The sequence below is a fragment of the Variovorax sp. BGA-UO-ETr-C22 genome (assembly GCF_059567965.1).
This window is the reverse complement of the sequence record NZ_JCAQPA010000007.1, coordinates 282,193-304,820: the sequence shown is the minus strand read 5'-3', so window position 1 is coordinate 304,820 and position 22,628 is coordinate 282,193. Positions and strand designations below refer to the sequence as shown.

The window sequence follows — 22,628 nt, the reverse complement described above, 5'->3', positions numbered from 1 at the left end:
GGATCGGCGCCGCGTTCCTATACTTGAGTGCGCACTCAACTAAACGAACGATGGAGACCGTCGACGCATGGCCAGGCCCCGCAGCGCAGACAAGCACAACGCCATCCTCGAGGCGGCGCTGGTCGAGTTCGGCCGGCGCGGCGTGTGGGCCACGCCGACCTCGGCGATCTCGCGCACCGCGGGCGTGGCCGAGGGCACGTTGTTCACCTACTTCGCGAGCAAGGCGCTGCTGACCGACGCGCTGTACCGCGCGCTGAAGACCGAGCTGGCCGGCGTGATGCTGGCCGACTGGCCCGAGGCCGCCGATCCGCGCACCCAGTTCCGCCACATCTGGGACCGCTACGTGCGCTGGGGCGTGGCGCACCCCGGCAAGCTGCGCGTGCTGGCGCAGCTCAAGGTCTCCGACGAACTGAGCGACGAGAGCCGCGCCGCCGGCATGGCGCCGTTCGCGCGGCTGGAAGCGGTGGCGCAGGAGTGCATGCGGCGCGGGCTGGTCGTCGAGCGACCGATGGAATTCCTGGGCGCGATGCTCACGGCGATGGCCGAGACCACGGTCGGCTACATCGCGCAGGCGGGCGACGCGGCGCCGGCCTTCGACTACGCCGAAGCCGGTTTCGAGATCTTCTGGCAAGGCATCGCCGTGCCGCCCTGACGACCTGACGACGACCCCACCTCCCGCACGAACGACAAGACCCACCGAAGAAAGACCACGCCATGCCCCAACTCAAACGCCGCCACTTCGTGCTCGGCACCCTCGGGGCCGCCGGCGCCCTGGTCGTCGGCTGGGCCGCCACGCCGGCGGCTTCGCGCCTCGTGCCCGGCGCGCCGCTGCCGGCGGGCAACGGGCAGGTCGCGCTCAACGGCTGGGTCAAGGTGGGCAGCGACGACACCGTCACGCTGGTGATGACGCAATCGGAAATGGGGCAGGGCACGCACACCGGCCTGGCGATGCTGTTGGCCGAAGAAATGGACGCCCCGGTATCGCAGGTGCGGCTCGAGCAGGCCGGCTTCGACGCCATCTACAACAACCAGGCCATGATCCTCGACGCGCTGCCCTTCAGGCCCGGCGACGAGGGCTTCGGAAAGCGCGCGGCGCACCAGGTGGTGGGCAAGCTGCTGCGCACGATCCCGGGGCTCTCGGGCACGGGCGGCTCGTCGAGCGTCACCGACCAGTGGGGCCCGGTGCGCGAGGCCGGCGCGTCGGCGCGGCTCATGCTGGTGGGCGCGGCGGCCGCGCAGTGGCAGGTGCCCGCCAGCGAATGCCGCACCGAGGCCGGCCGCGTGCTGCACCCGGCCTCCAACCGCAGCGCGCGCTTCGGCGAACTCGCCGCGAAGGCCGCGCAGCAGCCGCTGCCCACGGCGGTGAAGCTCAAGGCGCCCGCCGACTTCCGCGTCATCGGCCAGCCGCAGCGGCGCATCGACAACGCCGGCAAGCTCAATGGCACCGCCACCTACGGCATCGACGTGCTGCCGCCGGGCCTGCTGTACGCCAGCATCGCCATGTGCCCGACGCTGGCCGGCCGCGTCGCGCGCTTCGATGCGAAAGCCGCCGAGGCGCTGCCCGGCGTGCGCAAGGTGATGGCGCTGGAGCCCGTGGCCGCGAGCCTCGTCGGCACCGGCAGCACGGCGGGCGGCGTGGCCGTGATTGCCGACACGCCGTACCACGCGATGCGCGCGCTGAAGAAGGTCGACATCGAATGGGACCACGGCCCGGCCGCGAGCCTGTCGAGCGCCGAGATGATCGACCGCCTCGCGCGCACGCTCGACGCCGACGCAGGCAACGCCCGCCTCGATACCGGCGGCGTGGCGGCGGCGCTGAAGTCCGCCGCGCGCACGATCGAGGTCGAGTACCGCGTGCCCTTCCTGGCGCACGCCACCATGGAGCCGATGAACTGCACCGTGCAGTTCAAGGATGGCGCCGCCACCGTCTGGGCGCCCACGCAGGCGCCGGGCTTCGCGCGCGCCGCGGTCGCCAAGGCGCTGGGCATCGATGCCGACAAGGTCACGCTGCACGTCACCTACCTGGGCGGCGGCTTCGGACGGCGCTACTTCATCGACTTCCTGGTGCAGGCTGCGCAGCTCGCGCGTGAGGCCGGCGGCGCGCCGGTGCAACTGATCTGGTCGCGCGAGGAAGACATGACGCACGACTTCTACCGCCCGGCCTACGTGGCGCTGTGCAAGGCCGGCTTCGACGCGGCGGGCGCGCTGGTCGCGTGGCAGACCACCAGCGCCGGCTCCAGCCTGGGTGCGCCGTCGTTCATGGACAACTCGACCGACGGCGCCTGGAACACCGCCTACGACTTCCCGCAGGCCCGCGTGGCGCACGTGCCGGTCGAATCGGCCGTCACCACCGGCATCTGGCGCTCGGTGGCGCATTCGCAGAACGGCTTCTTCGTCGAGAGCTTCATCGACGAATGCGCCGTCGCCGCCGGCAAGGACCCGGTGGCCTTCCGCGCCGGCCTGCTTGCCAAGGATGCGCGCCACCTGGCCGTGCTCAAGCGCGTGGCTGAACTCTCGAAGTGGGGCGAGCCGCTGGCCGACGGACCCGACGGCACGAAGCGCGCGCGCGGCGTGGCCATCCACCGCGCCTTCGGCAGCATCGTGGCGCAGGTGGCCGAGGTGTCGGTGACGCCCGAGCGGCAGATCCGGGTGCACCGCGTGGTGTGCGTGATCGACTGCGGCCTGCCGGTCAACCCGAACCTGATCCGCCAGCAGATGGAAGGCGGCATCGTGTTCGGCCTGTCGGCGGCGCTGCGCGGCGAGATCACCGTGGCGCGCGGCCAGGTGCAGCAGAGCAACTTCCACGACTACACGCCGCTGCGCATCGACGAGTGCCCGGCCATCGAGGTCGACATCCTCGCCGGCACCGGCGCCGAGGTGCCGCCCGGCGGGGTGGGCGAGCCCGGCACGCCGCCCATCGCGCCCGCCGTGGCCAACGCCGTGTTCGCGCTGACCGGCCAGCGCCTGCGCAGCCTGCCTCTGCGGCTGGCCTGATCTCCCGGAACAGCAAGAAAGACACCCCATGACCACCACCACGCTGAAGATCAACGGCCAGACCGCCACCGTGAGCGCCGAGCCCGACACCCCGCTGCTGTGGGTGCTGCGCGGCGAGATGAAGCTCGTCGGCACCAAGTTCGGCTGCGGCAAGGCACTGTGCGGCGCTTGCACCGTGCACCTGGACGGCCAGGCCGTGCGCTCCTGCGTCACCCCGCTGGAGGCCGTGGGCGGGCGCGAAGTCACCACCATCGAGGGCCTGAAGGGCCGGGAGGCCGACGCCCTGCGCGCGGCCTGGACCGAGGTCGACGTGGTGCAGTGCGGCTACTGCCAGAGCGGCCAGCTCATGTCGGCCTGCGCGCTGCTCAAAGCCACGCCCAAACCCAGCGACGACCAGGTCTCGGACGCCATGCGCGGCAACATTTGCCGCTGCGGCACCTACCCCCGGATTCGCGCCGCGATCCACCTGGCGGCAGAAACAGCGGGGCGGTAACGCAGAAACCGGGGTGGTTGTTTACAGAAGTTAATAATTTTTCCGTAATTCTCGAAAAAGTCGCCAGAACGGTATTTTTACGGAAATTGGGGATATGAAGCTTCGATACGCCGCCGTACCATCCGCGCGGCCCGCTTCCGGCCGTCCCCTGTTTCCGACTTTCGATGACCCCCCCAGATCCCTCGCGGACGCGCGTTCTGTCCGTGGCCGACACGCTGCGCACCCGCATCTTCGACGGTGCGATCGCCCCCGGCGCCCACCTGATGGAGATTTCGCTCGCCAACGAGCTTGGCGTGTCGCGCACCCCTGTGCGCGGCGCCATGGCGCGGCTGGCCGACGAGGGGTTGCTGGTCTACCACCCGCAGCGGGGTTTCCAGGTGCGCCGTTTCGACGCCAAGGACGTGTTCGACGCCTTCAGCGTGCGCGCCACGCTCGAAGGCATGGGCTGCCGCCTGCTCAGCGAGCGCGGCCTGGACGACGAGGCGCTGGCCGAACTGACGGCCATGGTCGACGAGCAGCATGCGCTGCTGCATGACAGCGGCGAATGGACCGACGAGCGGGCCGACCTGTGGCAGGACCTGAACCAGGCTTTTCACCACAAGCTGCTGTCGCTGGCCGACAACCGCTGGCTCAGCGAGGCCGTGCAGCGCGCCTGCCAGCTGCCGGTGATCTTCGACAGCCGCTCGCGCCCGCACAGGCACGACGCCGCAATGCTGCTGTACCGCCACAGCCAGGCCCTGCAGGCGCTCGAAGAGCACCGCTGCATCGTCGAGGCGCTGGGCCGGCAGGAGGCTTCGGGCGCCGAAGCCGCGATGCGCGAGCACATCAACGCCAACCGCGACCTGCTGGTGCTCTACCTGCGTCAGAGCGCCGGCCGCACCCGCGCGCTGGCCTGATCAGCCGCCCCGCGCCACCGGCGCCATGAGGTAGGCCCCCGACTCGAACAGCTGCGCCTCGGCCTGGTCGATGCGCCGGATCACCGGCTTGCCCGCACGGCTCGCCAGCAACTCGACCAGCGCTTCCGTCACGGCCACGCCGGCGGCGACCGAGGGGAAGAACGAGGGGCTGTGGATGGTGAAGAGCAGCGTCTCGTCCGCCAGCAGCGACAGCGGCGAGGTCACGCTGTCGGTGATCGCCACGATGCGGCAACCGGCCGCCTTCGCCGCCTCGGCCACCTGCAGCGCCTCGCGCGAGTAGGGCGCAAAGCTCGCCACCACCAGCGCGTCGCCCTTGGCGAAGGCGCGCTGCTGCATCTCGAGCGAGCCGCCCTGGCCGTCCACCAGGTGCACGCTGGTGCGAAAGAGCCGGTACACGTACACGAACGAGAACGCGATCGGAAAGCAGGCGCGAAAGCCCGCTGCGTGCACGGCCGGCGCCTTCTCCAGCAGCGCGCAGGCCTTGAGCAGCGCCGGCCCGCTCTGCTGGTGCGTGAGCTCCAGGTTGCGCCGCTGCACCTCGAACATCTCGCCCGCCAGGCCCTGGTCGGCGACGCGGCCCACCAGCTGCTTGGCGCGCCCGCCGTAGGTCTCGGTGCCCAGGCCCATGTCGGCGGCGAAGGCCTCCTTCAGCTGCGGCCAGCCCTCGAAGCCCAGGTGCTGGGCGAAACGCACCAGCGTGGCCGGCGTGCTCTGCGCGCGCGTGCCGACGTTGCGCATCGAGCCCGTGACCACTTCGTTGGGGTGGTCGAGCACGTAGCGCGCCACCTGCTGCAGGGCGGGGCTCAGGTCGTTGAAGCGTTGGCGGATCTGTTCTTTGGCGTTCATCGAAATACCTTCGTGCTTCGCACTGCGGTGCGAGCTTGCTTGGGGCGGCCCGGCGCAGCGCTCATGGCGGTGTCTCTTTTCGTGCGGTGTCTGGAACGAATGTACCGGAGCGGGGAAATCCCGGGAGTTGACGGAGCAAATGTTCCAAACAATAATTCGTCCGAAACGTTAGTTCCAAACACAGGCCCCCCGCTTTCCTCCCGCCATGACGCACGTCTTCCACCGCCACCTTCGCCAGACCCCGCCCGTTGCCGCCAGCGCGCAGGGCATGTTCATCCGCGACGCCGAAGGGCGCGAGTACCTCGATGCCTCGGGCGGCGCGGCCGTGTCCTCGCTCGGCCACGGCCATCCCGAGGTGATGGCCGCCATGCACGCGCAGATCGACACACTGGCCTACGCCCACACCAGCTTCTTCACGAGCGAGGTGGCCGAGCAACTGGCCGACGAGCTCATCGGGTCTGCCCCCGAGGGCATGAGCCACGTGTACCTCGTGAGCGGCGGCTCCGAGGCGGTGGAGTCGGCGCTGAAGATGGCGCGCCAGTACTTCGTGGAAATCGGCCAGCCGCAGCGCACGCACTTCATCGCGCGCCGCCAGAGCTACCACGGCAACACGCTGGGCGCGCTCGCGGTGGGCGGCAACGCCTGGCGGCGCGAGCCCTTCGCGCCCATCCTCGTGCCGGCCACGCACGTCGCGCCGTGCTACCCGTACCGCGAGCAGCGTGCCGACGAGAGCGCCGAGCAGTACGGCCTGCGCCTGGCAGCCGAGCTCGAAGCGGCCATCGTCGCGCAGGGCGCCGACCGCGTGATCGCCTTCGTGGCCGAGACCGTGGGCGGCGCCACCGCCGGCGTGCTCACGCCGGTGCCGGGCTATTTCAAGGCCGTGCGCGCCGTGTGCGACAAGTACGGCGTGCTGCTGATCCTCGACGAGGTGATGTGCGGCATGGGCCGCACCGGCTCGCTGCACGCCTGCGAGCAGGAGGGCGTGGTGCCCGACCTGATGACCATCGCCAAGGGCCTGGGCGGCGGCTACCAGCCGATCGGCGCGGTGCTGGCGCAGCGTCGCATCGTCGAGGCCATGTCCAAGGGCAGCGGCTTCTTCCAGCACGGCCACACCTACCTGGGCCATCCGATGGCTTGCGCGGCGGCGCTCGCGGTGCAGCAGGTGATCCGCCGCGACGGCCTGGTCGCCAAGGTGCGCGACGACGGCGTTGCCTTCGGCGCGATGCTGGCCGAGGCGCTGGGCGACCACCCGCACGTGGGCGACATCCGCGGGCGCGGCTTCTTCTGGGGCGTCGAGCTGGTGGCCGACCGCGCGAGCAAGCAGCCCTTCGATCCGGCCCTGGCCGTCAACGCGCGCCTCAAGAAAGACGCGATGGCGCGCGGCCTGCTGTGCTACCCCTTCGGCGGCACGGTGGACGGGCGCCAGGGCGACCACGTGCTGCTGGCGCCGCCGTACATCGCGACGCGCGACCACCTGCAGGAGATCGTCGCGCGGCTCGCCGCCTCGGTCGACGCGGTCACGCGCGGCGCGGCGCGCTGAGCCACCCGCCCTTTTTCTTCAACCGCCGTTCCGAGGAGCGTTCCATGCCCCAGCTTCGCCCGTCGCTTTCCATCGCCGCCGCCGCCTTCGCGCTGGCCCTTGCCGCCCTGGTGCCGACCGCTCCCGCACAGGCGCAGCCCGCCAACGACACGCTCGCCAAGATCAAGGCCAGCGGCGCCATCACCTTCGGCTACCGCGAGGCCTCGTTCGGCTTCTCGTACCTGGACGCCAACCTCAAGCCCGTGGGCTACAGCATCGAGATCTGCAACCGCGTCGTCGACGCGCTGAAGACCGAGCTGAAGCTGCCGGCCCTCGACATCAAGTACCAGGCCGTGACCTCGGCCAACCGCATCCCGCTGGTGCAGAACGGCACGGTGGACATCGAGTGCGGCTCCACCACCAACCTGGTCGAGCGCCAGTCGCAGGTGGCCTTCTCGCCGGACATCTTCCGCTACAACGTGCGCACGCTGGTGAAGGCCGATTCGGGCATCAAGAGCATCGCCGACCTGCAGGGCAAGACGGTGGTCACCACCGCGGGCACCACGTCGTTCCGCCTGCTGCGCGCGGCCGACAAGGGCCGCAGCCTCGAGGTGAACCAGCTCTCGGGCAAGGACCACACCGACTCGTTCCTGCTGGTCGAGAGCGGCCGAGCGCAGGCCTTCGTGCTCGACGACATCCTGCTCGCGGGCCAGATCGCCAATGCGCGCAACCCGAAGGACTTCGTCATCACCGGCGAGAGCCTGCGCACCGAGAACCAATCGCTGATGTTCCGCAAGGACGACCCGGCCTTCAAGGCGCTGGTGGACCGCGTGGTGTCGGGCATGATGAAGTCCGGCGAGATGGAAAAGCTCTACAGCAAGTGGTTCATGTCGCCGATTCCGCCCAAGGGCATCAACATCAATTACCCGCTCAATGCCGAGACGAAGGAGGCCTTTGCCAACCCGTCGTCCAAGGGCATCTGATTCCATCTGACTTCATGACACGCATCGCCCTCATCCACGCGCTCTCGCATTCCGTCGCGCCCATCAACGAAGCCTTCGCACGCGACTGGCCCGAGGCCGTGCGCATGAACCTGCTGGACGACAGCCTCTCGGCCGACCTCGCGCGCGACGGCAAGGGGCTCGACGCGGCGATGCACGAGCGCTTCCAGCGCCTGGCGCAGTACGCGGTGGACACGGGCGCGCGCGGCATCCTCTTCACCTGCTCGGCCTTCGGGCCGTGCATCGAGGCGGTGGCGCAGCGGCATGCGGGCATTCCGGTGCTCAAGCCCAACGAGGCCATGATCGAAGAGGCCGTGCAGGGCGAAGGCCGCCTGGGCCTGATCGCGACTTTTGCGCGCACGCTGGAATCGATGCCGCCGGAGTTTCCTTCCGGCATGGCGCTCGAGCTGGCGCTGGCCGACGGTGCACTGGCCGCGCTCGATGCGGGCGACACGCAACGCCACGATGCGCTCATCGCCGAACAGGCCGCGGCGCTGCGTGCGCGCGGCTGCACGCGCATTGCCCTGGCTCAGTTCAGCATGGCGCGGGCGCGTGGCGCCTGCGAGGCGGTCAGCGGCCTGCCGGTGCTGACGACGGTCGACAGCGCGGTGCGCGCGTTGCGTCGGCGTGCTTCAGCTTCAGTGTGAGCCGCCGTTGCCGACGACCGTGACCAGCGTGGTCATCGCCACCTGCGCGGCCTCGCCGCGCGCCAGCGGGCGGCCCGGGCCGGCGTTGCCGCTGTCGGTTTCCAGGCCCTGCGCCAGGCGGCGGTAGATGTCCGACGAGGGCATGGTCGCCGCCGTGCCGAGTGCGTCGCAGTAGGTGTCGGTGAGCACGGCGGCCAGCCGTTCGCGCTCGGCGTCGCACAGCACGGGCGCGTCGGCGGCGAAGACCGACGCCACGCAGTGCATCAGGTAGGCCTGGGTCTCGAGCGAGAAAGCCTGCTGACGGACGTAGTCTTCCACCGCGTGCCAGAAGAGGGTGTCGGAGGTGCGGCGCCAGCTTTCGAGCACCTTGCGCGACTTGGCCACCAGGTCGGCGTGCGCGTCGTGCGGTTCGGCCGGGCGCAGCGCCAGGCCCTGCAGCGTGAGCGCGGCCACCGGGCCGGCCGCGCCGAGCAGGAAGCTCCAGAACTTCCAGCGCGCAAACCATTTCTTGTCATGGGCCGGGCCCAGCGGCTCCAGCAGCCGGAAGTCGATGCACAGGGCGGCGTTGGCCTGCAGGCCGGAGGCCATGCGGTCGGCCTCCACATGGCCCTGCGCGACGATGCAGGCGCTGGCGCCGCAGCGGTCGATGTCGGCCAGGCGCTGCGTCAGCTGGCGCAGCTCGTGGGCCGAGGCGCCGGTGGCTTCGGCCACGCGCAGCATGCCGTGGCACTGCTCCCGCTCCAGCTGGCAGGGGCTCTTGAGACGGTCTTCGACATGGTCGTCGAGCGTCGAGGGGCGTTCTTCTGCGACGCAGTCCTCGAGTTCACTCCCGGTGGTGAACGTTGACATGGATGCTCCTTCGGGCGCAGATGAATAACTGTTATCAATATGTATTAACGCGCCGAGGTCGAACATCACCTGAACTAGGTATTTCCGTGGGCGGGCTGCCTTGCGTTCCACCGGCGGAACGGCGCCTGAACAGGGCCTGACCGATGGCCTCGCCATAATTGCCGCTCTTTCAAGGAGTACGCGTGGATATCGTTTTGCTGGTCAAGGCCGCTGTCATGGGCATCGTGGAGGGTCTGACCGAATTCCTGCCGATCTCGTCGACCGGCCACCTCATTCTTGCGGGCTCGCTGCTGGGCTTCGACGACGCCAAGGCCAAGGTGTTCGACATCGCCATCCAGACCGGCGCGATCTTCGCGGTGATCCTGGTCTACTGGCAGAAGATCCATTCGACCGTGGTGGCGCTGCCGCGCCAGCCCAAGGCGCGCCGGCTGGCGCTGAACATCGTCATCGGCTTCCTGCCCGCGGTGGTGCTGGGCCTCTTGTTCGGCAAGATGATCAAGGCGCACCTGTTCATCCCGACCGTGGTGGCCAGCACCTTCATCATCGGCGGCTTCATCATCCTGTGGGCCGAGAAGCGCCCGCCCGGCTCGGTGCGCGTCGAGCACGTGGACGACATGACGCCCTGGGACGCGCTCAAGGTCGGCCTGGTGCAGTGCTTCGCGATGATCCCCGGCACCAGCCGCAGCGGCTCGACCATCATCGGCGGCATGCTGCTGGGCCTGTCGCGCCAGGCGGCGACCGATTTCTCGTTCTTCCTGGCCATTCCCACGCTGATCGGCGCGGGCGCCTACAGCCTCTACAAGGAGCGTGCGCTGCTGTCGGTGGCCGACATTCCGATGTTCACGGTGGGCCTGGCCTTCTCGTTCATCAGCGCATGGCTGTGCGTGCGCTGGCTGCTGAAGTACATCAGCACGCACAACTTCATTCCGTTCGCCTGGTACCGCATCGCCTTCGGCATCGTGGTGCTGGCCACGGCGTGGACCGGCGCGGTGGTCTGGGCGGAATAAGCCAGCAGCCTCAGGCCGCCGCGCCCAGCAGCGCGCCGGCGGCCTTCGCCTCCCGCCGCACGGCGATGGCGATCGGCCCGTCGATCGACGGGTCGAACCCGCCCGTGGCACCCAGCGCGGTGATCACGGCGCACACCCTTCCCGCGTAGTCGTACACCGGCGCCGCCACGGCGCTGATGCCGCGCAGGTAGGTGTCCCGCACGATGGCGCAGTGCGCCTGCTGCACCTCGCGGCGCAGCGCGCCGATGGGGTCGGCCGCATCGAGCAGCGCGCGCATGTCCTCGGTGGCGTCGGCCAGTTCCTGCTCGGCCAGCGCCACCACGCGCGACTCGTCGAGCAGGCCCAGGAAGGCGCGCCCGGTGGCCGACCACAGCATCGACATCACCGAGCCGGCGCGCACGTTCACCGTCACCGGCAGGCCCGGCTCCTCGAAGCGCACGATGGTCGGGCCCTTGTTGCCCATCACCGCGACGAAGCAGGTCACCTCCAGCGACTCGCGCAGGCGGATCAGGCAGGGCTCGGCCGCGCGGATCGGGTCGGCCTGGCGCATGGCGGCCAGGCCGATCTGGATCGCCTCGGGCCCCAGGTAGTAGTGCTGCGAGGCGGTGTCCTGGCGCACCAGGCTTTCCTCCATCAGGCTCGCGAGGTAGCGGTGCACCTTGGCCGGGCTCTCGCCCACGTGGGTGGCCAGCGCCGTGAGGCTGCTGCGCCCGCCCAGGTGCGCCAGGCCCTTGAGCACGGCCATGCCGGTCTCGGCGGACTGCACGCGCTGGCGGCGCTCGCGGGGAGGGGAAGAGGGTGCTTCAGCGGGGGAGGTCATGTCGTCCTCATCTTAGGTGGCGGCCTCGGTGGCCGGGTAAACCCGTGGTTTGGTGATTACGCAATGCGTATGATAATTACGCAATACACAATTTCCACCCCGGAGACACCCCGATGAAGAAGCACTTCGCCCGCGGCCTTGCGGTCCTGTCCCTGGCTGCCCTGGCCTCCGCCGCCAGCGCCCAGACCACCTTCCCCGCCAAGCCGATCCGCTGGCTCGTGCCCTACGCAGCGGGCGGCGGCTCCGACTTCCTCGCGCGCACCGTCGCCCAGACGCTGTCGACCCAGGTCGGCCAGCCGGTGCTGGTGGACAACAAGCCGGGCGGCAACACCGCGCTGGCCGCCGCAGAAACCGCGCGCGCCCCGGCCGACGGCTACACCGTGCTCTCGGCCGACAACGGCACGCTGGTGTTCAACCCGGCGCTGTACAAGTCGCTGAGCTACAGCCCCACGAAGGACCTGGCGCCCGTCACGCTGATGGGCAAGTTCCCCATGATCCTGGTGGTCGGCGCCAACTCGGGCTTTGCCACCGCCAAGGACTTCATCGCGCAGGCCAAGGCCAAGCCGGGCGGCATCAACTACGCCTCGGCCGGCGCGGGCAGCCCGCACCACCTGGCGATGGAACTGCTGAAGGTGGAGGCCAAGCTCTTCATGGTCCACGTGCCGTACCGCGGCGCGGCGCCCGCGCTGGCCGACGTGGTCGGTGGGCAGCTGCCGGCCATGATGGTCGACATGGCCGCCGGCGCCGGCTTCATCAAGGGCGGCAAGGTGCGCGCGCTGGCCGTGGCCAACCCCACGCGCCTGCCGCAACTGCCCGACGTGCCCACCTTCGCCGAGCTCGGCTACAAGAACGTCGAGGCCGCCGCGCTGGTCGGCGTGGTGGTGCCCGCGGCCACGCCGGCCGACGTGGTGAACACGCTCAACCGCCAGCTGGTGGCCGCCATCCACGAGCCCTCGGTGAACAAGCGCATGGTCGACTTCGGCGTCGAGCCCGTGGGCAACACGCCCGCGCAGTACACCGAGCTGCTCAAGGCCGAGACCGCGCGCTGGCACAAGCTGATCCGCGACCTGAAGATCACGCTCGACTGAGTCTGCTGCCATGTCCGATACCGCCATGCCTTCGCGCACCTCCGGTTGCCCCGTCGCGCACGGGGCGCTCTCCGCCGAGCGCACGCCCACCGGCTGCCCCGTGAGCCAGCGCGCCGCCGAGTTCGATCCCTTCGAGGACGGCTACCAGCAAGACCCGCCCGAGTACGTGCGCTGGGCCCGCGAGCAGGAGCCGATCTTCTACAGCCCCAAGCTGGGCTACTGGGTGATCACGCGCTACGACGACATCAAGGCGGTGTTCCGCGACAACCTCACCTTCAGCCCGTCGAACGCGCTGGAGAAGATCACGCCCACCGGCGAAGAAGCCAACGCCGTGCTCGCAAGCTACGGCTTCGCGCTCAACCGCACGCTGGTGAACGAGGACGAGCCGGCCCACATGCCGCGCCGCCGCGCGCTCATGGACCCGTTCACGCCCGAGGCGCTGAAGCACCACGAGCCGCTGGTGCGCGAACTCGCGCGCAGCTATGTCGACCGCTTCATCGACGACGGCCGCGCCGACCTCGTCGACCAGATGCTGTGGGAGATTCCGCTCACCGTGGCGCTGCACTTTCTCGGCGTGCCCGAGGAAGACATGGACACGCTGCGCAAATACTCCATCGCGCACACCGTCAACACCTGGGGCCGCCCCAAGCCCGAGGAACAGGTGGCCGTGGCGCACGCCGTCGGCAACTTCTGGCAGTACGCCGGCAAGGTGCTCGACAAGATGCGCCAGGACCCCGATGCGCCCGGCTGGATGCAATACGGCATCCGCAAGCAGATGCAGCACCCCGAGGTCGTCACCGACTCGTACCTGCATTCGATGATGATGGCCGGCATCGTGGCCGCGCACGAGACCACCGCCAACGCCACCGCCAACGCGGTGAAGCTGCTGCTGCAGCATCCGCAGGTGTGGCAGGAGCTGTGCGACGACCCGGGCCTCATTCCCAACGCGGTGGAAGAGTGCCTGCGCCACAACGGCTCGGTGGCCGCCTGGCGCCGGCTCGTCACCAAGGACACGCAGGTCGGCGGCGTCGACCTGCCGGCGGGCTCGCGCCTCTTGATCGTCACCTCGTCGGCCAACCACGACGAAGGCCACTTCGCCGATGCCGACCTGTTCGACATCCGGCGCGACAACGCCAGCGACCACCTGACCTTCGGCTACGGCTCGCACCAGTGCATGGGCAAGAACCTGGCGCGCATGGAGATGCAGATCTTCCTGGAGGAGTTCACGCGCCGGCTGCCGCACATGCGCCTGTCGGAGCAGCGCTTCAGCTACGTGCCCAACACCTCGTTCCGCGGCCCCGAGCACCTGTGGGTCGAGTGGGACCCGCGCGCCAACCCGGAGCGCGCCAACGCCGGCCTGCGCGACGTGCAGGTGCCGGTGCGCATCGGCGAGCCTTCGGCGCACGCCATCGCGCGGCCCGTGGTGGTCGAGCGCGTGACGCCGGTGGCCGACGGCATCGTGCGGCTGCGCCTGGTGTCGCCCGACGGCAAGCCGCTGCCGCGCTGGACGCCGGGCTCGCACATCGACGTGGAATGCGGCACGCCCGAGCTGTCGCGCCAGTACTCGCTGTGCGGCGACCCCGACGAAGCCCACGCGCTGGAGATCGCCGTGCTGCACGAGCCCGACGGTCGCGGCGGTTCGGCCTGGGTGCATGCGAACGTGAAGGTGGGCGAGCGTCTGCGCATCCGCGGCCCGCGCAACCACTTCCGGCTCGACGAGTCGCTGCCGAAGGCGATCTTCATCGCCGGCGGCATCGGCATCACGCCCGTGAGCGCGATGGCGCGGCGCGCCAAGGCGCTGGGCATGGACTACGAGCTGCACTACAGCGGCCGCAGCCGCACGAGCATGGCCTTCGTCGACGAGCTGGCCGCGCTGCACGGCGAGCGACTGCATGTGCATGCCGCCGACGAAGGCCGGCGCAACGACCTGCGCGCGCTGCTGGCCACGCCCGTGCCCGGCGCGCAGGTGTATGCCTGCGGCCCGCTGCGCATGCTCGAAGCGCTGGAAGACTGCTGCGCCGCGTGGCCCGAAGGCGCGCTGCGCGTGGAGCATTTCGAATCGACGCTGGCCACGCTCGACCCGTCGAAGGAACACGCCTTCGAGGTGGAGCTGAAAGACTCCGGCCTCGTGATCACCGTGCCGCCCGACCAGACCTTGCTGACGGCCCTGCGCGCGGCCAACGTCGATGTGCAGAGCGACTGCGAGGAAGGCCTGTGCGGTTCGTGCGAAGTGCGCGTGCTGGCCGGCAAGGTCGATCACCGCGACGTGGTGCTCACGCGCAGCGAGCGCGATGCGAACACCAAGATGATGGCCTGCTGTTCTCGCGCTTGCGAAGGGCGGTTGGTGCTCGAGCTTTGAGGCTTTTCGCCGCGCATTGATTCATCGCAAGTGTTTCGCGGCACGCCCACCGCACAGTGGGGCGTGCCGAATCGGCACCTCACCGAAGGAACCATGTGATGAAGACGAGAACCACCGCGGCCCTGCTTTTCACGGCGCTGCTTGCCGGCCCCGTGCTGGCCGCCACCTGCGACATCGAGATCGAAGGCAACGACGCGATGCAGTTCAACAAGAGCGCCATCGCGGTGCCGGCCAGCTGCAAGCAGTTCACCGTGAAGCTCAAGCACGTCGGCAAGCTGCCCAAGGCCTCGATGGGCCACAACTGGGTGCTGAGCAAGGCCGCCGACGCGCAGGGCGTGGCGGCGGACGGCATCGGCGCGGGGCTGGACAAGGCCTACGTGAAGCCGGGCGATGCCCGCGTCATCGCGCATTCGAAGGTCATCGGCGGCGGCGAGACCGATGCCGTGAGCTTCGACGTGAGCAAGCTCAAGGCGGGGGACAGCTATGCGTGGTTCTGCTCGTTCCCGGGGCACGCGTCGCTCATGAAGGGCACGCTGGCACTGGTCAAGTAGCCGCCGCGCCGCCCAGGGGCATCCGCAGCACCACCTGCGTCTCGCCGGGGCGCGACTGCAGCTGCAGCTGCGCGCCCAGGCGGCGTGCCCGTGCCCGCAGGTTGCGCAGCCCCGCGCCGCCGCTCACGCCGTCCACCGCGAAGCCGCGGCCGTCGTCGCGCACGCTGAGCTGCAGCTCGGCGCCCGCGCGCGCCACCGTCACGTCCACGCGCCGGCCCGCGCTGTGCTTGAGCACGTTGGTCAGCGCCTCCTGCAGGAAGCGCATCAGGTCCAGGCTCTGCGAGGGCGCGAGTTCGAGCGTGTCGATGCCCGAGACCTTCCAGCGGCAGTCGATGCCGTTGGCGTCCAGCAGCTGCGCGCTGCGGTAGCGCAGCGGCGCCAGCAGCTCTCCGAGCGCGCGTGCGCCATCGTCGCGGCCGGTGGCGTCGATGATCAGCCGCAGGTCGTCGCGCAGGCTCTTGAGCATCGCCAGCAACTGCGGCGCGCTGAGGTGCTCGGGCGTGCGCTCCAGCGTCGCGATGCTGCCCACCAGCATGCCGCCCAGGCCGTCGTGCAGGTCGCTCACCAGCGCCACGCGCTCGCCGATGCGCGCGTGCGCGAGCTCCAGCGCGTGCTGCTGCGCGAGCGTGGACGCGAGCTCGGCCTTGGCGGCGTTCACTTCCTCGATCAGCTCGGTGTTGAAGTTCTCGATGCGCCGCAGGCTCTGCACAAAGCGCCCGGCCTGCGTCAGCGCCATGCCCAAGAGCAGCACGTACGAGGACATGGTCGTGTAGTAGATGTTGCTGTCGATCACCTGCGTGAACACCAGCAGGTCGTGCGCGCCCGTGAGCGCCGACACCGCCATGAACGGCGCGAGCGAACGCATCGGGCTGCCCCGGTGGCGCAGTGCGTGGAAGATGCCGCTGCTGTTCACCACGATGATCGTGAGGCCGCCCACCAGCGTCCAGATCGCGCGGTGGGTGGGCAGGTTGGCGGTGCCCGCGAACCACAGGTCGAGCACGCCGATGGCCGCCACCGCGAACGCCGCGATCTCCAGGCGCGGCAGGCGCCGCCCGGCGAAGCGCAGCACGAACACGCCATACGACACGCTGAAGAACAGCAGCAATGAGGTGTTGAGCGCCTGCCAGCTGTGGTTGCTGGCAAAGGGCCAGGGGCTGGTGGCGATCTGGTTGTAGCCGAACAGCAGCCACAGCACCGACATCGCGGCGAACCAGCCGTAGGCCGTCTCGCGCCGGCGCAGCAGCCACCACGCCGCGAAGAAGGCCGACACCGCCGCGCTGGTCGCCAGGCCGAACACCTGCAGGTCGCGCCGCATGAGCTGCTCGCGGCCGAACTCGGCCTGCATGGCCGCGGGCGTGCCCAGGCTCACCGGCCCCAGCCCGGCCTGGTAGGCCGACAGGCCCGAGACGCGCACCAGCAGCGTGTTGGTGCCGGCGCGCAATTGCGGCGCGTCCAGCAGCCAGTAGCGCGGCGAGTTCCACGCGCGCGTGAGCGGCTCGACCAGGCTGCGGTCGCGCCAGATCGTCGTGCCGTTGAGCGAGACCTCGCCGGCCATGTTCAGGTAGTGCAGCAGCAGCCCGGTTTCGGTCACGGGTGCGGGCTGCTCCCAGGTCAGCCGGTACCAGACCACGCCGTCGAAACCGGGCCAGCGCGTGGCCCAGCTGTCGGGCAGGACGACGGGTGTCCAGCCGTCGGCGGGCGGGGTCGTGTCATCCCAGCCGGTGCCGCGTGCGGCTTCGGCGCGCAGTTCGGGAACCACCGGTGTTTGTGCGTGCGCGCTGCCCGTCGGGAGCAGCAGCCACAGGGCCCACAGCAGCAGGCCCGCAAGGAGCCTCAGCGCAGCAGGCCCTGCCTTCGGCCCTGGTAGACCGCCTCGGTGCGCGAGTTGACGGCCAGCTTGCGGTAGATGTTCTTGGTGTGGCATTCCACGGTCAGTCTGGAGATCGACAGCGCTTCCGCCATGTCGCGGTTGCTCATTCCTTGCGACACGAGCTCGAGGATTTTGCGCTCGCGCGGCGTCAGCATGACGGGCGTGGTGGCGGGCGTCAGCGACGGGTCGTCGGGCGGCGAGGGCAGGCCGGGCAACTGGGTCGCGACCCAGCCGAGGATGCGGCGGGCGATGGCCGGGTCGATCGGTGCGCCGCCTTGCTCGATGCTGCGCAGCGCGATGCTGAGCTCGAGGTCGTCGCGTTCCTTCAGCAGGTAGCCGATGGCGCCGGCACGCAGCGCCGCGAAGATCACGGCCTCGGTGCGCCAGGCCGAGATCACCACCGCGGGCACCAGCCGGTGGTGCTCGTGCATCCACTCGATCAGGTCGACGCCGCTGCCGTCGGGCAGGCCGATGTCGACCAGCACCACGCCGAAATGCTGCTGCTCCAGCAGCGAGCGGGCCGAGGTCAGGCTGTCGGCCCAGGCGATCTGGGGCTCGTCGCATCCGAGTGTCGACAGCACGTACGCCAGGCGCTCGCGCATCGCCGGATCGTCTTCGACCACCAGCGCGGGGCTCAGCGAGACCACTTCAACGTCTTCCAGGAGAGGGGCAGACATAGGACGACATTTTTGAGCCGTGGTGTACGTGGTGCAACGTTTTTTCTTAAATGAAACGACTGTTTCTAAAGTTCCTATTTGTATCTTGATGTTAATTCAAAGCGGCCACAACCCTAATCGAGGATGACCCCTCCACTCAGGTTGACTATTGCGCCCGTGATGGCCCCGGCCAGCGGCGAGGCCAGGAACACCGCGGTGCCCGCGAGCTGGTCCAGCGAGGGCAGGCGCGCCACCAGCAGGCCCTCGGGCCGCTCGGCCAGCATCTGCTCGACCGTGAGGCCCATGCGCTCGGCCGCCGGGCGAAACACCTCGCCGCTGTGCGAGCCCGCGGCCACCGCCTCGGGAATCGCGTGCGAGCGGATGCAGGCGGTGCGGATGCGAAAGGCCGCCAGCTCGCCCGCCATGTGGCGCGCGAGCCCCTCCACGCCGGCGCAGGCCACGGCATGCCCGAGGTACCCGGGGCCGGGTAGGCGCGAGGCGGGCGTCGACACCGACAGGATCACGCCGCCGCCGCGCGCCGCCATGTGCGGTGCCACGGCCTTGGCGGTGAGGAAGTTGGCGCGCGTGTAGGCGTGGATGGGGAGGAAGAAGTCCTCCAGCGACAGCTCGGCCAGCGGCCGGCCCTGCACGTGGAAGACGCCGACCGCGTTGAACGCGAGGTCGATGCCGCCGGCCTGTTCGGCGACCTCGGCCGCGTGGCGCAGCATCGCGGCCTCGTCCAGCGCGTCGACCACCGCGGCCTGCGCGCGGCCGCCGGCTTGGGCGATGTCTCGCACCACCGCATCGAGCTTGTCGCGGCTGCGGCCGGTGACGAACACGCGGGCGCCTTCGCGAGCAAAGGCGCGGGCGACGGCGCCGCCGAGGGCACCGCTGCCGCCGTGGATCACGGCGCAGCGGTCTTTCAAAGACAGGACATTCGAGGGCATGAGAGCTTCTCCTTGGCGTGAATGGCGACCCGCGACATGCGGGCGCTCGTTCCAAGGACGGCGCAGGCCCAGCTGATCCGACAGCGCAGTGGGATTTTTTTCAGACTTGCGGGATGCGCGGCGCGATCACGCCCGGGTCGTACCAGGTCACCGGGCGGATCTCGAACACGCCGCCCTCGAAGTCCAGCCGCCGCGCCGCATGCCGTGCGTCCTCGAGCGACTCGCACTCGACGATGTAGATGCCCATCAGCTGCTCCTTCGTCTCGGCGAACGGCCCGTCGGTCACCAGCGGGTGCGCGGCGCCGGCGTGCCGCACGGTGGTGGCGGTGTCGGGCATCAGGCGCAGCACGGTGCCGAGCCGGCCGGCGGCCTGCAGCTCGTCGCGCAGGTCGGTGTGGCGCTCGAGCATCTCGTCTTCGACCTCGGGCGCCCAGCCGGCCGCCGCAGCTTCGGAACCGTAGATCAGGATGGAATAGAGCATCGTTCGTCCTTTGCTTGAAGGGAGTCGGAAGAGGCGCCCGCGCCGAGGCGGTCGAGCAGCAGGCGGATGTGCGCGGCTTCGGCGGCGGTGCGGGCCAGCGCGAGCGCGTCGGCAAAAGCGCAGCGTGCTTCGTCGGCGCGGCCCAGTTGCATCAGCAGCCCGCCGCGCAGGCCGTGAAAGTGGAAGTACGCCGACAGCGGCTCCGCCAGCGCGTCGACCATCGTCAGCGCCGCTTCGGGCCCGCACACCTTGGCCACGGCCACCGCGCGGTTGAGCGTGACCACGGGCGAAGGCTGCAGCTTTTCGAGCCCGGCGTAGAGCCGGTCGATCTCGGCCCAGTCGGTGTCGGTCGCGCGCGTCGCCCGTGCGTGCGTGGCCGCAATGGCGGCCTGCAGCTGGTACGGCCCGATGCGGCGCTGGCGCAGCGCGGCATCGAGCAGGGCCAGGCCTTCGTCGATCGCCGCGCGGTGCCATCGCGTGCGGTCCTGGTCTTCGAGCAGCACGACCATGCCGCCCGCGTCCAGCCGCGCATCGGCGCGTGCGTGCTGCAACAGCAGCAGGGCGCACAGGCCGGCGGTCTCGGGCTCGTCGGGGAACAGCTCGCACAGCAGGCGCGCGAGCCGGATCGCCTCTTCGCACAGCGCCACGCGCACATGGGCCGTGCCGCCGCTGGCCGCGTAGCCTTCGTTGAACAGCAGGTAGACCACCGCGCCCACGGCCGCCAGCCGCTCGCCGCGTTCGCGCGCGCCGGGCGCATCGAAGGGCAGGCCGGCCGCGGCCACGCGCTGCTTGGCGCGCGTGATGCGCTGCTCCATGGCGCGCTCGCCGACCAGGAAGGCGCGCGCGATCTCCGCCACCGACAGCCCCGAGACGATGCGTAGCGCGAGCGCGATCTGTTGTGCGAGCGGCAGCGCGGGGTGGCAGCACACGAAGAGCAGGCGCAGCACGTCGTCGCGGTAGTGCGACTGGTCGAGTTGCTCGGCGAGGTCGGGGTCGAGGGCCATGTCCGCGTCGCCGTCTTCCTCTTCGGGCAACGGATCGTGCCGGTCGCGCCGCCGCAGTTCGTCGAGCGCCGCGTTGCGCCCCACGAGGATCAGCCACGCCAGCGGATCGTCGGGCGGCCCGTGCTCGGGCCAGTGCCGCAGCGCGCGCAGGCTGGCTTCCTGGAAGCCTTCCTCGGCCGTGTCCAGGTCGCGGAAGTAGCGCAGCAACGCGGCCACCGCGCGCGGGCGTGCGGCGGTCAGCGTGGTGGCGATCCAGCTCAGCTCGGTGGTGGTCATCGTCGGCACGGTGCGTGTCGCTTCGAAGAAGGTCGGTTCAACCCCAAGGACGCGCCAGTATGCGGCGGGCCGACAGCGGCGCGCAAAAAAAGTCCGCGTGGACAATGCGGCGCATGTCCGATCTCCACGCCCTGACCCGGCAGTTCCCGCACCCCGGCCGGCTCGACGCCATCCTGCTGCGCCCCGCGCGGCGCACGCCAGTTCAATCGGTGGAGGAGGTGCTGGCGGTCGAAGGGCTGGGGCTGGCCGGCGACCGCAGCAGCGCCGGGCGCGGCGGTGGCAAGCGGCAGGTCACGCTGATCCAGGCGGAGCACCTGCCGGTTGTCGCGGCGCTCGCGCAGCGCATGGAAGGTGTGGACGCCGGCCTGCTGCGTCGCAACCTCGTCGTGTCGGGCCTCAACCTGATGGCGGCGCGCGCGCTGTTTCGCGACCAGCCGCTGGTGCTGGCGCTCGGGCCCGAGGTGCTGCTGGAGATCACCGGGCCCTGCGAGCCCTGCTCGCGCATGGAAGAGCTGCTCGGCGCCGGTGGCTACAACGCCATGCGCGGGCATGGCGGCGTGACGGCGCGGGTGCTGCGTGGCGGTGTGCTGCGCGTCGGCGACGCGGTCGCCTGCCGCACCGCCTGAACACCACCTACATCAGGTTGCGCAACGAGGCCTCGATGGCCGCCGCCGTGGCCAGCGGCTTTTCCATCGGGAACAGGTGGCTGCCGTCGAGCATCGTGATGCGGCCCTTGGTGACCTGCTCGGTCATCGCCATGCCCACCTGTTTCATCTCGACCGACTGGCGCCCGCCGATGAAGGCCGCCTTGCACTTGAGCGGATGGCGGCGCAGCAGCCCGCCCAGCGTGTGGGGCAGGGTGTTGTAGATGGCGGTTTCCACGTCGCGGTCGAAGCTCAGCGAGCGCGTGTCTTCGCTGTCGAAGGTGCCGTGGTCGATGTAGTCGTGCAGCACCTGCTCGTCCCACTTCGCGAACGCCTTCTTGCTGCGGAAGTGCTCGAACACCGCCTCGCGGTGCTCCCAGCTGTTCTTGCGCTTGCGGCTCACGGCGCCGGGCGAAATGCTCTTCATGAGCGGCGTGCGCTTGACCACGTTGAGCGTGTTCGCGCGCCAGCCGCCGAGGATCGGCGAATCGATCAGCAGCACGCCGCGCGCCAGCTCGGGGTGGCGCGCCGCGCACATCAGGCTCAGGAAGCCGCCCAGCGAATGGCCGATGAGGAACACCGGGCCGCCCGCGCGGTCGGCGCGCAGCTTGGCGAAGTCGGCCAGCTGCTGTACCAGGTGCGGCCAGTTGTCGGTGACGGGGTATTTCGGGTCGTGCCCGAATTTCTCGATGGCGTCGACCTCGAAGCCCCGGTTGCGAAGGCTGTCGAGAACGACGCGGTAGGTGCTCGCCGGAAAGCTGTTGCCGTGCGAAAAGATGACAGGAGGCACGGACAGATTCAGATGAGCTTTTCGTCGGGGGTCGAGATCTTGCGCAGCGGGCTGTGGCGCGTGGCCGGCATCCGCAGCGGGTGTTCGGTGGCGCTGTCGTCCCACACCGGGTCTTCGATGCTGTCGAACACCTCGCGCAGCTTCTGGCCCCAGCTGTTGTGCATCATGCGGTAGTAGGGGTTGTCCGCGTCGATGCAGATCACGCGGTCGGTCTCGAGCTTGTTGGCCTCGTACACCACCAGGTCGAGCGGCAGGCCGACCGACAGGTTCGACTTCATGGTCGAGTCCATCGACACCAGCGCGCACTTGGCGGCTTCGTCCAGCGGTGTCTCGGGCGTGAGCACGCGGTCGAGCACGGGCTTGCCGTACTTCGATTCGCCCACCTGGAAGTAGGGCGTCTCGGTGGTGGCTTCGATGAAGTTGCCGGCGGCGTAGACCAGGAACAGGCGCATGCCTTCGCCCTTGACCTGCCCGCCGAAGATGAACGACACGTTGAAGTCGAGGCCCGCATGCTTGAGCGCCTCGGCGTCGCGGTCGTACACATGGCGCACGGCCGAGCCCAGCACGCGCGCGGCGTCGAACATGCTCTTGGCGTTCCAGATCGTGATGGGCTCGCCCTGCGTGCCGTCTTCGCGCGTTTCGCGCAACTCTTCGATCTGCAGGATTTCGCGCACCGACTGCGAGATGCTCAGGTTGCCCGACGACAGCAGCACCATGACGCGGTCGCCCGGCTGCTCGTAGACGATCATCTTGCGGAAGGTGCTGATGTGGTCCACCCCCGCGTTCGTGCGCGAGTCGGAGAGAAACACCAGGCCGGCGTTGAGTTTGATGCCTACGCAATAAGTCATGGGTTCGCCTTGCAGGAACTG

22 protein-coding genes are annotated in these 22,628 nt (G+C 69.8%); 12 read left to right on the top strand and 10 right to left on the bottom strand.

The window, feature by feature from the left end; translation table 11 throughout:
* Nucleotides 1-67 precede the first annotated feature (67 nt).
* The 4 genes from AC57B8_RS05305 to AC57B8_RS05290 all read left to right on the top strand — a co-directional run bounded on the left by AC57B8_RS05305 (nucleotide 68) and on the right by AC57B8_RS05290 (nucleotide 4,383).
* On the top strand, nucleotides 68-652 hold the full coding sequence (locus AC57B8_RS05305) for a TetR family transcriptional regulator (protein ID WP_492727802.1): 585 nt from the start codon (nucleotides 68-70) through the stop codon (nucleotides 650-652).
* Between the two features lie 62 nt (nucleotides 653-714).
* The gene (locus AC57B8_RS05300) at nucleotides 715-2,994 is read left to right on the top strand and encodes a xanthine dehydrogenase family protein molybdopterin-binding subunit (RefSeq protein WP_496478882.1); all 2,280 of its coding nucleotides are present in this window, start codon (nucleotides 715-717) and stop codon (nucleotides 2,992-2,994) included.
* Nucleotides 2,995-3,022: 28 nt separating this feature from the next.
* Entirely contained in the window at nucleotides 3,023-3,487 is a 465-nt protein-coding gene (locus AC57B8_RS05295; RefSeq protein ID WP_070062620.1) for a (2Fe-2S)-binding protein, read from the top strand.
* A gap of 164 nt (nucleotides 3,488-3,651) precedes the next feature.
* Nucleotides 3,652-4,383, top strand: coding sequence for a GntR family transcriptional regulator (locus tag AC57B8_RS05290; RefSeq protein ID WP_095948910.1), 732 nt, complete (start codon nucleotides 3,652-3,654; stop codon nucleotides 4,381-4,383).
* Here the strand turns inward: AC57B8_RS05290 and AC57B8_RS05285 are convergent, their stop codons facing one another.
* On the bottom strand, nucleotides 4,384-5,250 hold the full coding sequence (locus tag AC57B8_RS05285) for a MurR/RpiR family transcriptional regulator (protein WP_159276007.1): 867 nt from the start codon (nucleotides 5,248-5,250) through the stop codon (nucleotides 4,384-4,386).
* Between the two features lie 205 nt (nucleotides 5,251-5,455).
* On the opposite strand from AC57B8_RS05285, the gene AC57B8_RS05280 reads away from it, so the two are divergent.
* From AC57B8_RS05280 to AC57B8_RS05270, 3 genes are read left to right on the top strand one after another with little or no spacing between them, the layout of a single operon-like run.
* Nucleotides 5,456-6,790, top strand: a complete 1,335-nt coding sequence (locus AC57B8_RS05280; RefSeq protein WP_496478881.1) for an aspartate aminotransferase family protein — start codon at nucleotides 5,456-5,458, stop codon at nucleotides 6,788-6,790.
* 44 nt (nucleotides 6,791-6,834) lie between these two features.
* Complete coding sequence (locus AC57B8_RS05275) at nucleotides 6,835-7,752, top strand: transporter substrate-binding domain-containing protein (protein ID WP_496478880.1); 918 nt, start codon at nucleotides 6,835-6,837, stop codon at nucleotides 7,750-7,752.
* A gap of 14 nt (nucleotides 7,753-7,766) precedes the next feature.
* The gene (locus AC57B8_RS05270) at nucleotides 7,767-8,417 is read left to right on the top strand and encodes an aspartate/glutamate racemase family protein (RefSeq protein WP_496478879.1); all 651 of its coding nucleotides are present in this window, start codon (nucleotides 7,767-7,769) and stop codon (nucleotides 8,415-8,417) included.
* Here the strand turns inward: AC57B8_RS05270 and AC57B8_RS05265 are convergent.
* On the bottom strand, nucleotides 8,409-9,266 hold the full coding sequence (locus AC57B8_RS05265; RefSeq protein WP_307637584.1) for a hypothetical protein: 858 nt from the start codon (nucleotides 9,264-9,266) through the stop codon (nucleotides 8,409-8,411). The two genes, AC57B8_RS05270 and AC57B8_RS05265, sit on opposite strands and share 9 nt — an antisense overlap.
* Before the next feature lie 182 nt (nucleotides 9,267-9,448).
* Between AC57B8_RS05265 and AC57B8_RS05260 the strand changes: the two genes are divergently transcribed.
* On the top strand, nucleotides 9,449-10,273 hold the full coding sequence (locus AC57B8_RS05260; RefSeq protein ID WP_062474913.1) for an undecaprenyl-diphosphate phosphatase: 825 nt from the start codon (nucleotides 9,449-9,451) through the stop codon (nucleotides 10,271-10,273).
* Nucleotides 10,274-10,283: 10 nt separating this feature from the next.
* On the opposite strand, the gene AC57B8_RS05255 is transcribed toward AC57B8_RS05260, so the two are convergent.
* Nucleotides 10,284-11,093: an IclR family transcriptional regulator gene (locus AC57B8_RS05255; RefSeq protein ID WP_496478878.1), complete on the bottom strand. Its 810-nt coding sequence runs from the start codon at nucleotides 11,091-11,093 to the stop codon at nucleotides 10,284-10,286.
* 113 nt (nucleotides 11,094-11,206) lie between these two features.
* Here AC57B8_RS05255 and AC57B8_RS05250 point away from each other — a divergent pair, with 113 nt between their 5' ends.
* The 3 genes from AC57B8_RS05250 to azu all read left to right on the top strand — a co-directional run bounded on the left by AC57B8_RS05250 (nucleotide 11,207) and on the right by azu (nucleotide 15,091).
* On the top strand, nucleotides 11,207-12,181 hold the full coding sequence (locus AC57B8_RS05250) for a Bug family tripartite tricarboxylate transporter substrate binding protein (protein WP_390342581.1): 975 nt from the start codon (nucleotides 11,207-11,209) through the stop codon (nucleotides 12,179-12,181).
* Between the two features lie 10 nt (nucleotides 12,182-12,191).
* A complete protein-coding gene (locus AC57B8_RS05245) occupies nucleotides 12,192-14,540 on the top strand; it encodes a cytochrome P450/oxidoreductase (protein ID WP_496478877.1) in 2,349 nt (782 codons plus the stop codon).
* Between the two features lie 98 nt (nucleotides 14,541-14,638).
* On the top strand, nucleotides 14,639-15,091 hold the full coding sequence (gene azu, locus AC57B8_RS05240) for an azurin (RefSeq protein ID WP_307589052.1): 453 nt from the start codon (nucleotides 14,639-14,641) through the stop codon (nucleotides 15,089-15,091).
* Here azu and AC57B8_RS05235 read toward each other — a convergent pair.
* The 5 genes from AC57B8_RS05235 to AC57B8_RS05215 all read right to left on the bottom strand — a co-directional run bounded on the left by AC57B8_RS05235 (nucleotide 15,084) and on the right by AC57B8_RS05215 (nucleotide 20,325).
* A complete protein-coding gene (locus tag AC57B8_RS05235; protein WP_496478876.1) occupies nucleotides 15,084-16,850 on the bottom strand; it encodes a sensor histidine kinase in 1,767 nt (588 codons plus the stop codon). The two genes, azu and AC57B8_RS05235, sit on opposite strands and share 8 nt — an antisense overlap.
* Nucleotides 16,851-16,924: 74 nt before the next feature.
* Entirely contained in the window at nucleotides 16,925-17,638 is a 714-nt protein-coding gene (locus tag AC57B8_RS05230) for a response regulator transcription factor (RefSeq protein ID WP_496478875.1), read from the bottom strand.
* A gap of 113 nt (nucleotides 17,639-17,751) precedes the next feature.
* The gene (locus tag AC57B8_RS05225) at nucleotides 17,752-18,564 is read right to left on the bottom strand and encodes an SDR family NAD(P)-dependent oxidoreductase (RefSeq protein ID WP_496478874.1); all 813 of its coding nucleotides are present in this window, start codon (nucleotides 18,562-18,564) and stop codon (nucleotides 17,752-17,754) included.
* A gap of 100 nt (nucleotides 18,565-18,664) precedes the next feature.
* Nucleotides 18,665-19,045, bottom strand: coding sequence for a YciI family protein (locus AC57B8_RS05220; protein ID WP_070062632.1), 381 nt, complete (start codon nucleotides 19,043-19,045; stop codon nucleotides 18,665-18,667).
* Complete coding sequence (locus tag AC57B8_RS05215; protein WP_496478873.1) at nucleotides 19,027-20,325, bottom strand: RNA polymerase sigma factor; 1,299 nt, start codon at nucleotides 20,323-20,325, stop codon at nucleotides 19,027-19,029. The genes AC57B8_RS05220 and AC57B8_RS05215 overlap by 19 nt, the downstream gene beginning before the upstream one ends.
* 113 nt (nucleotides 20,326-20,438) lie before the next feature.
* Here AC57B8_RS05215 and AC57B8_RS05210 point away from each other — a divergent pair, with 113 nt between their 5' ends.
* Nucleotides 20,439-20,951 carry an MOSC domain-containing protein gene (locus tag AC57B8_RS05210; protein WP_496478872.1) on the top strand — a complete coding sequence of 171 codons (513 nt, stop codon included), beginning with the start codon at nucleotides 20,439-20,441 and terminating at the stop codon, nucleotides 20,949-20,951.
* Between the two features lie 7 nt (nucleotides 20,952-20,958).
* On the opposite strand, the gene AC57B8_RS05205 is transcribed toward AC57B8_RS05210, so the two are convergent.
* Together AC57B8_RS05205 and AC57B8_RS05200 are read right to left on the bottom strand one after the other, a co-directional pair.
* Nucleotides 20,959-21,765 carry an alpha/beta fold hydrolase gene (locus AC57B8_RS05205; protein WP_447748792.1) on the bottom strand — a complete coding sequence of 269 codons (807 nt, stop codon included), beginning with the start codon at nucleotides 21,763-21,765 and terminating at the stop codon, nucleotides 20,959-20,961.
* A 2-nt stretch (nucleotides 21,766-21,767) separates the two neighbouring features.
* Nucleotides 21,768-22,607: a proteasome-type protease gene (locus AC57B8_RS05200; protein WP_062474940.1), complete on the bottom strand. Its 840-nt coding sequence runs from the start codon at nucleotides 22,605-22,607 to the stop codon at nucleotides 21,768-21,770.
* Between the last annotated feature and the right edge of the window lie 21 nt (nucleotides 22,608-22,628).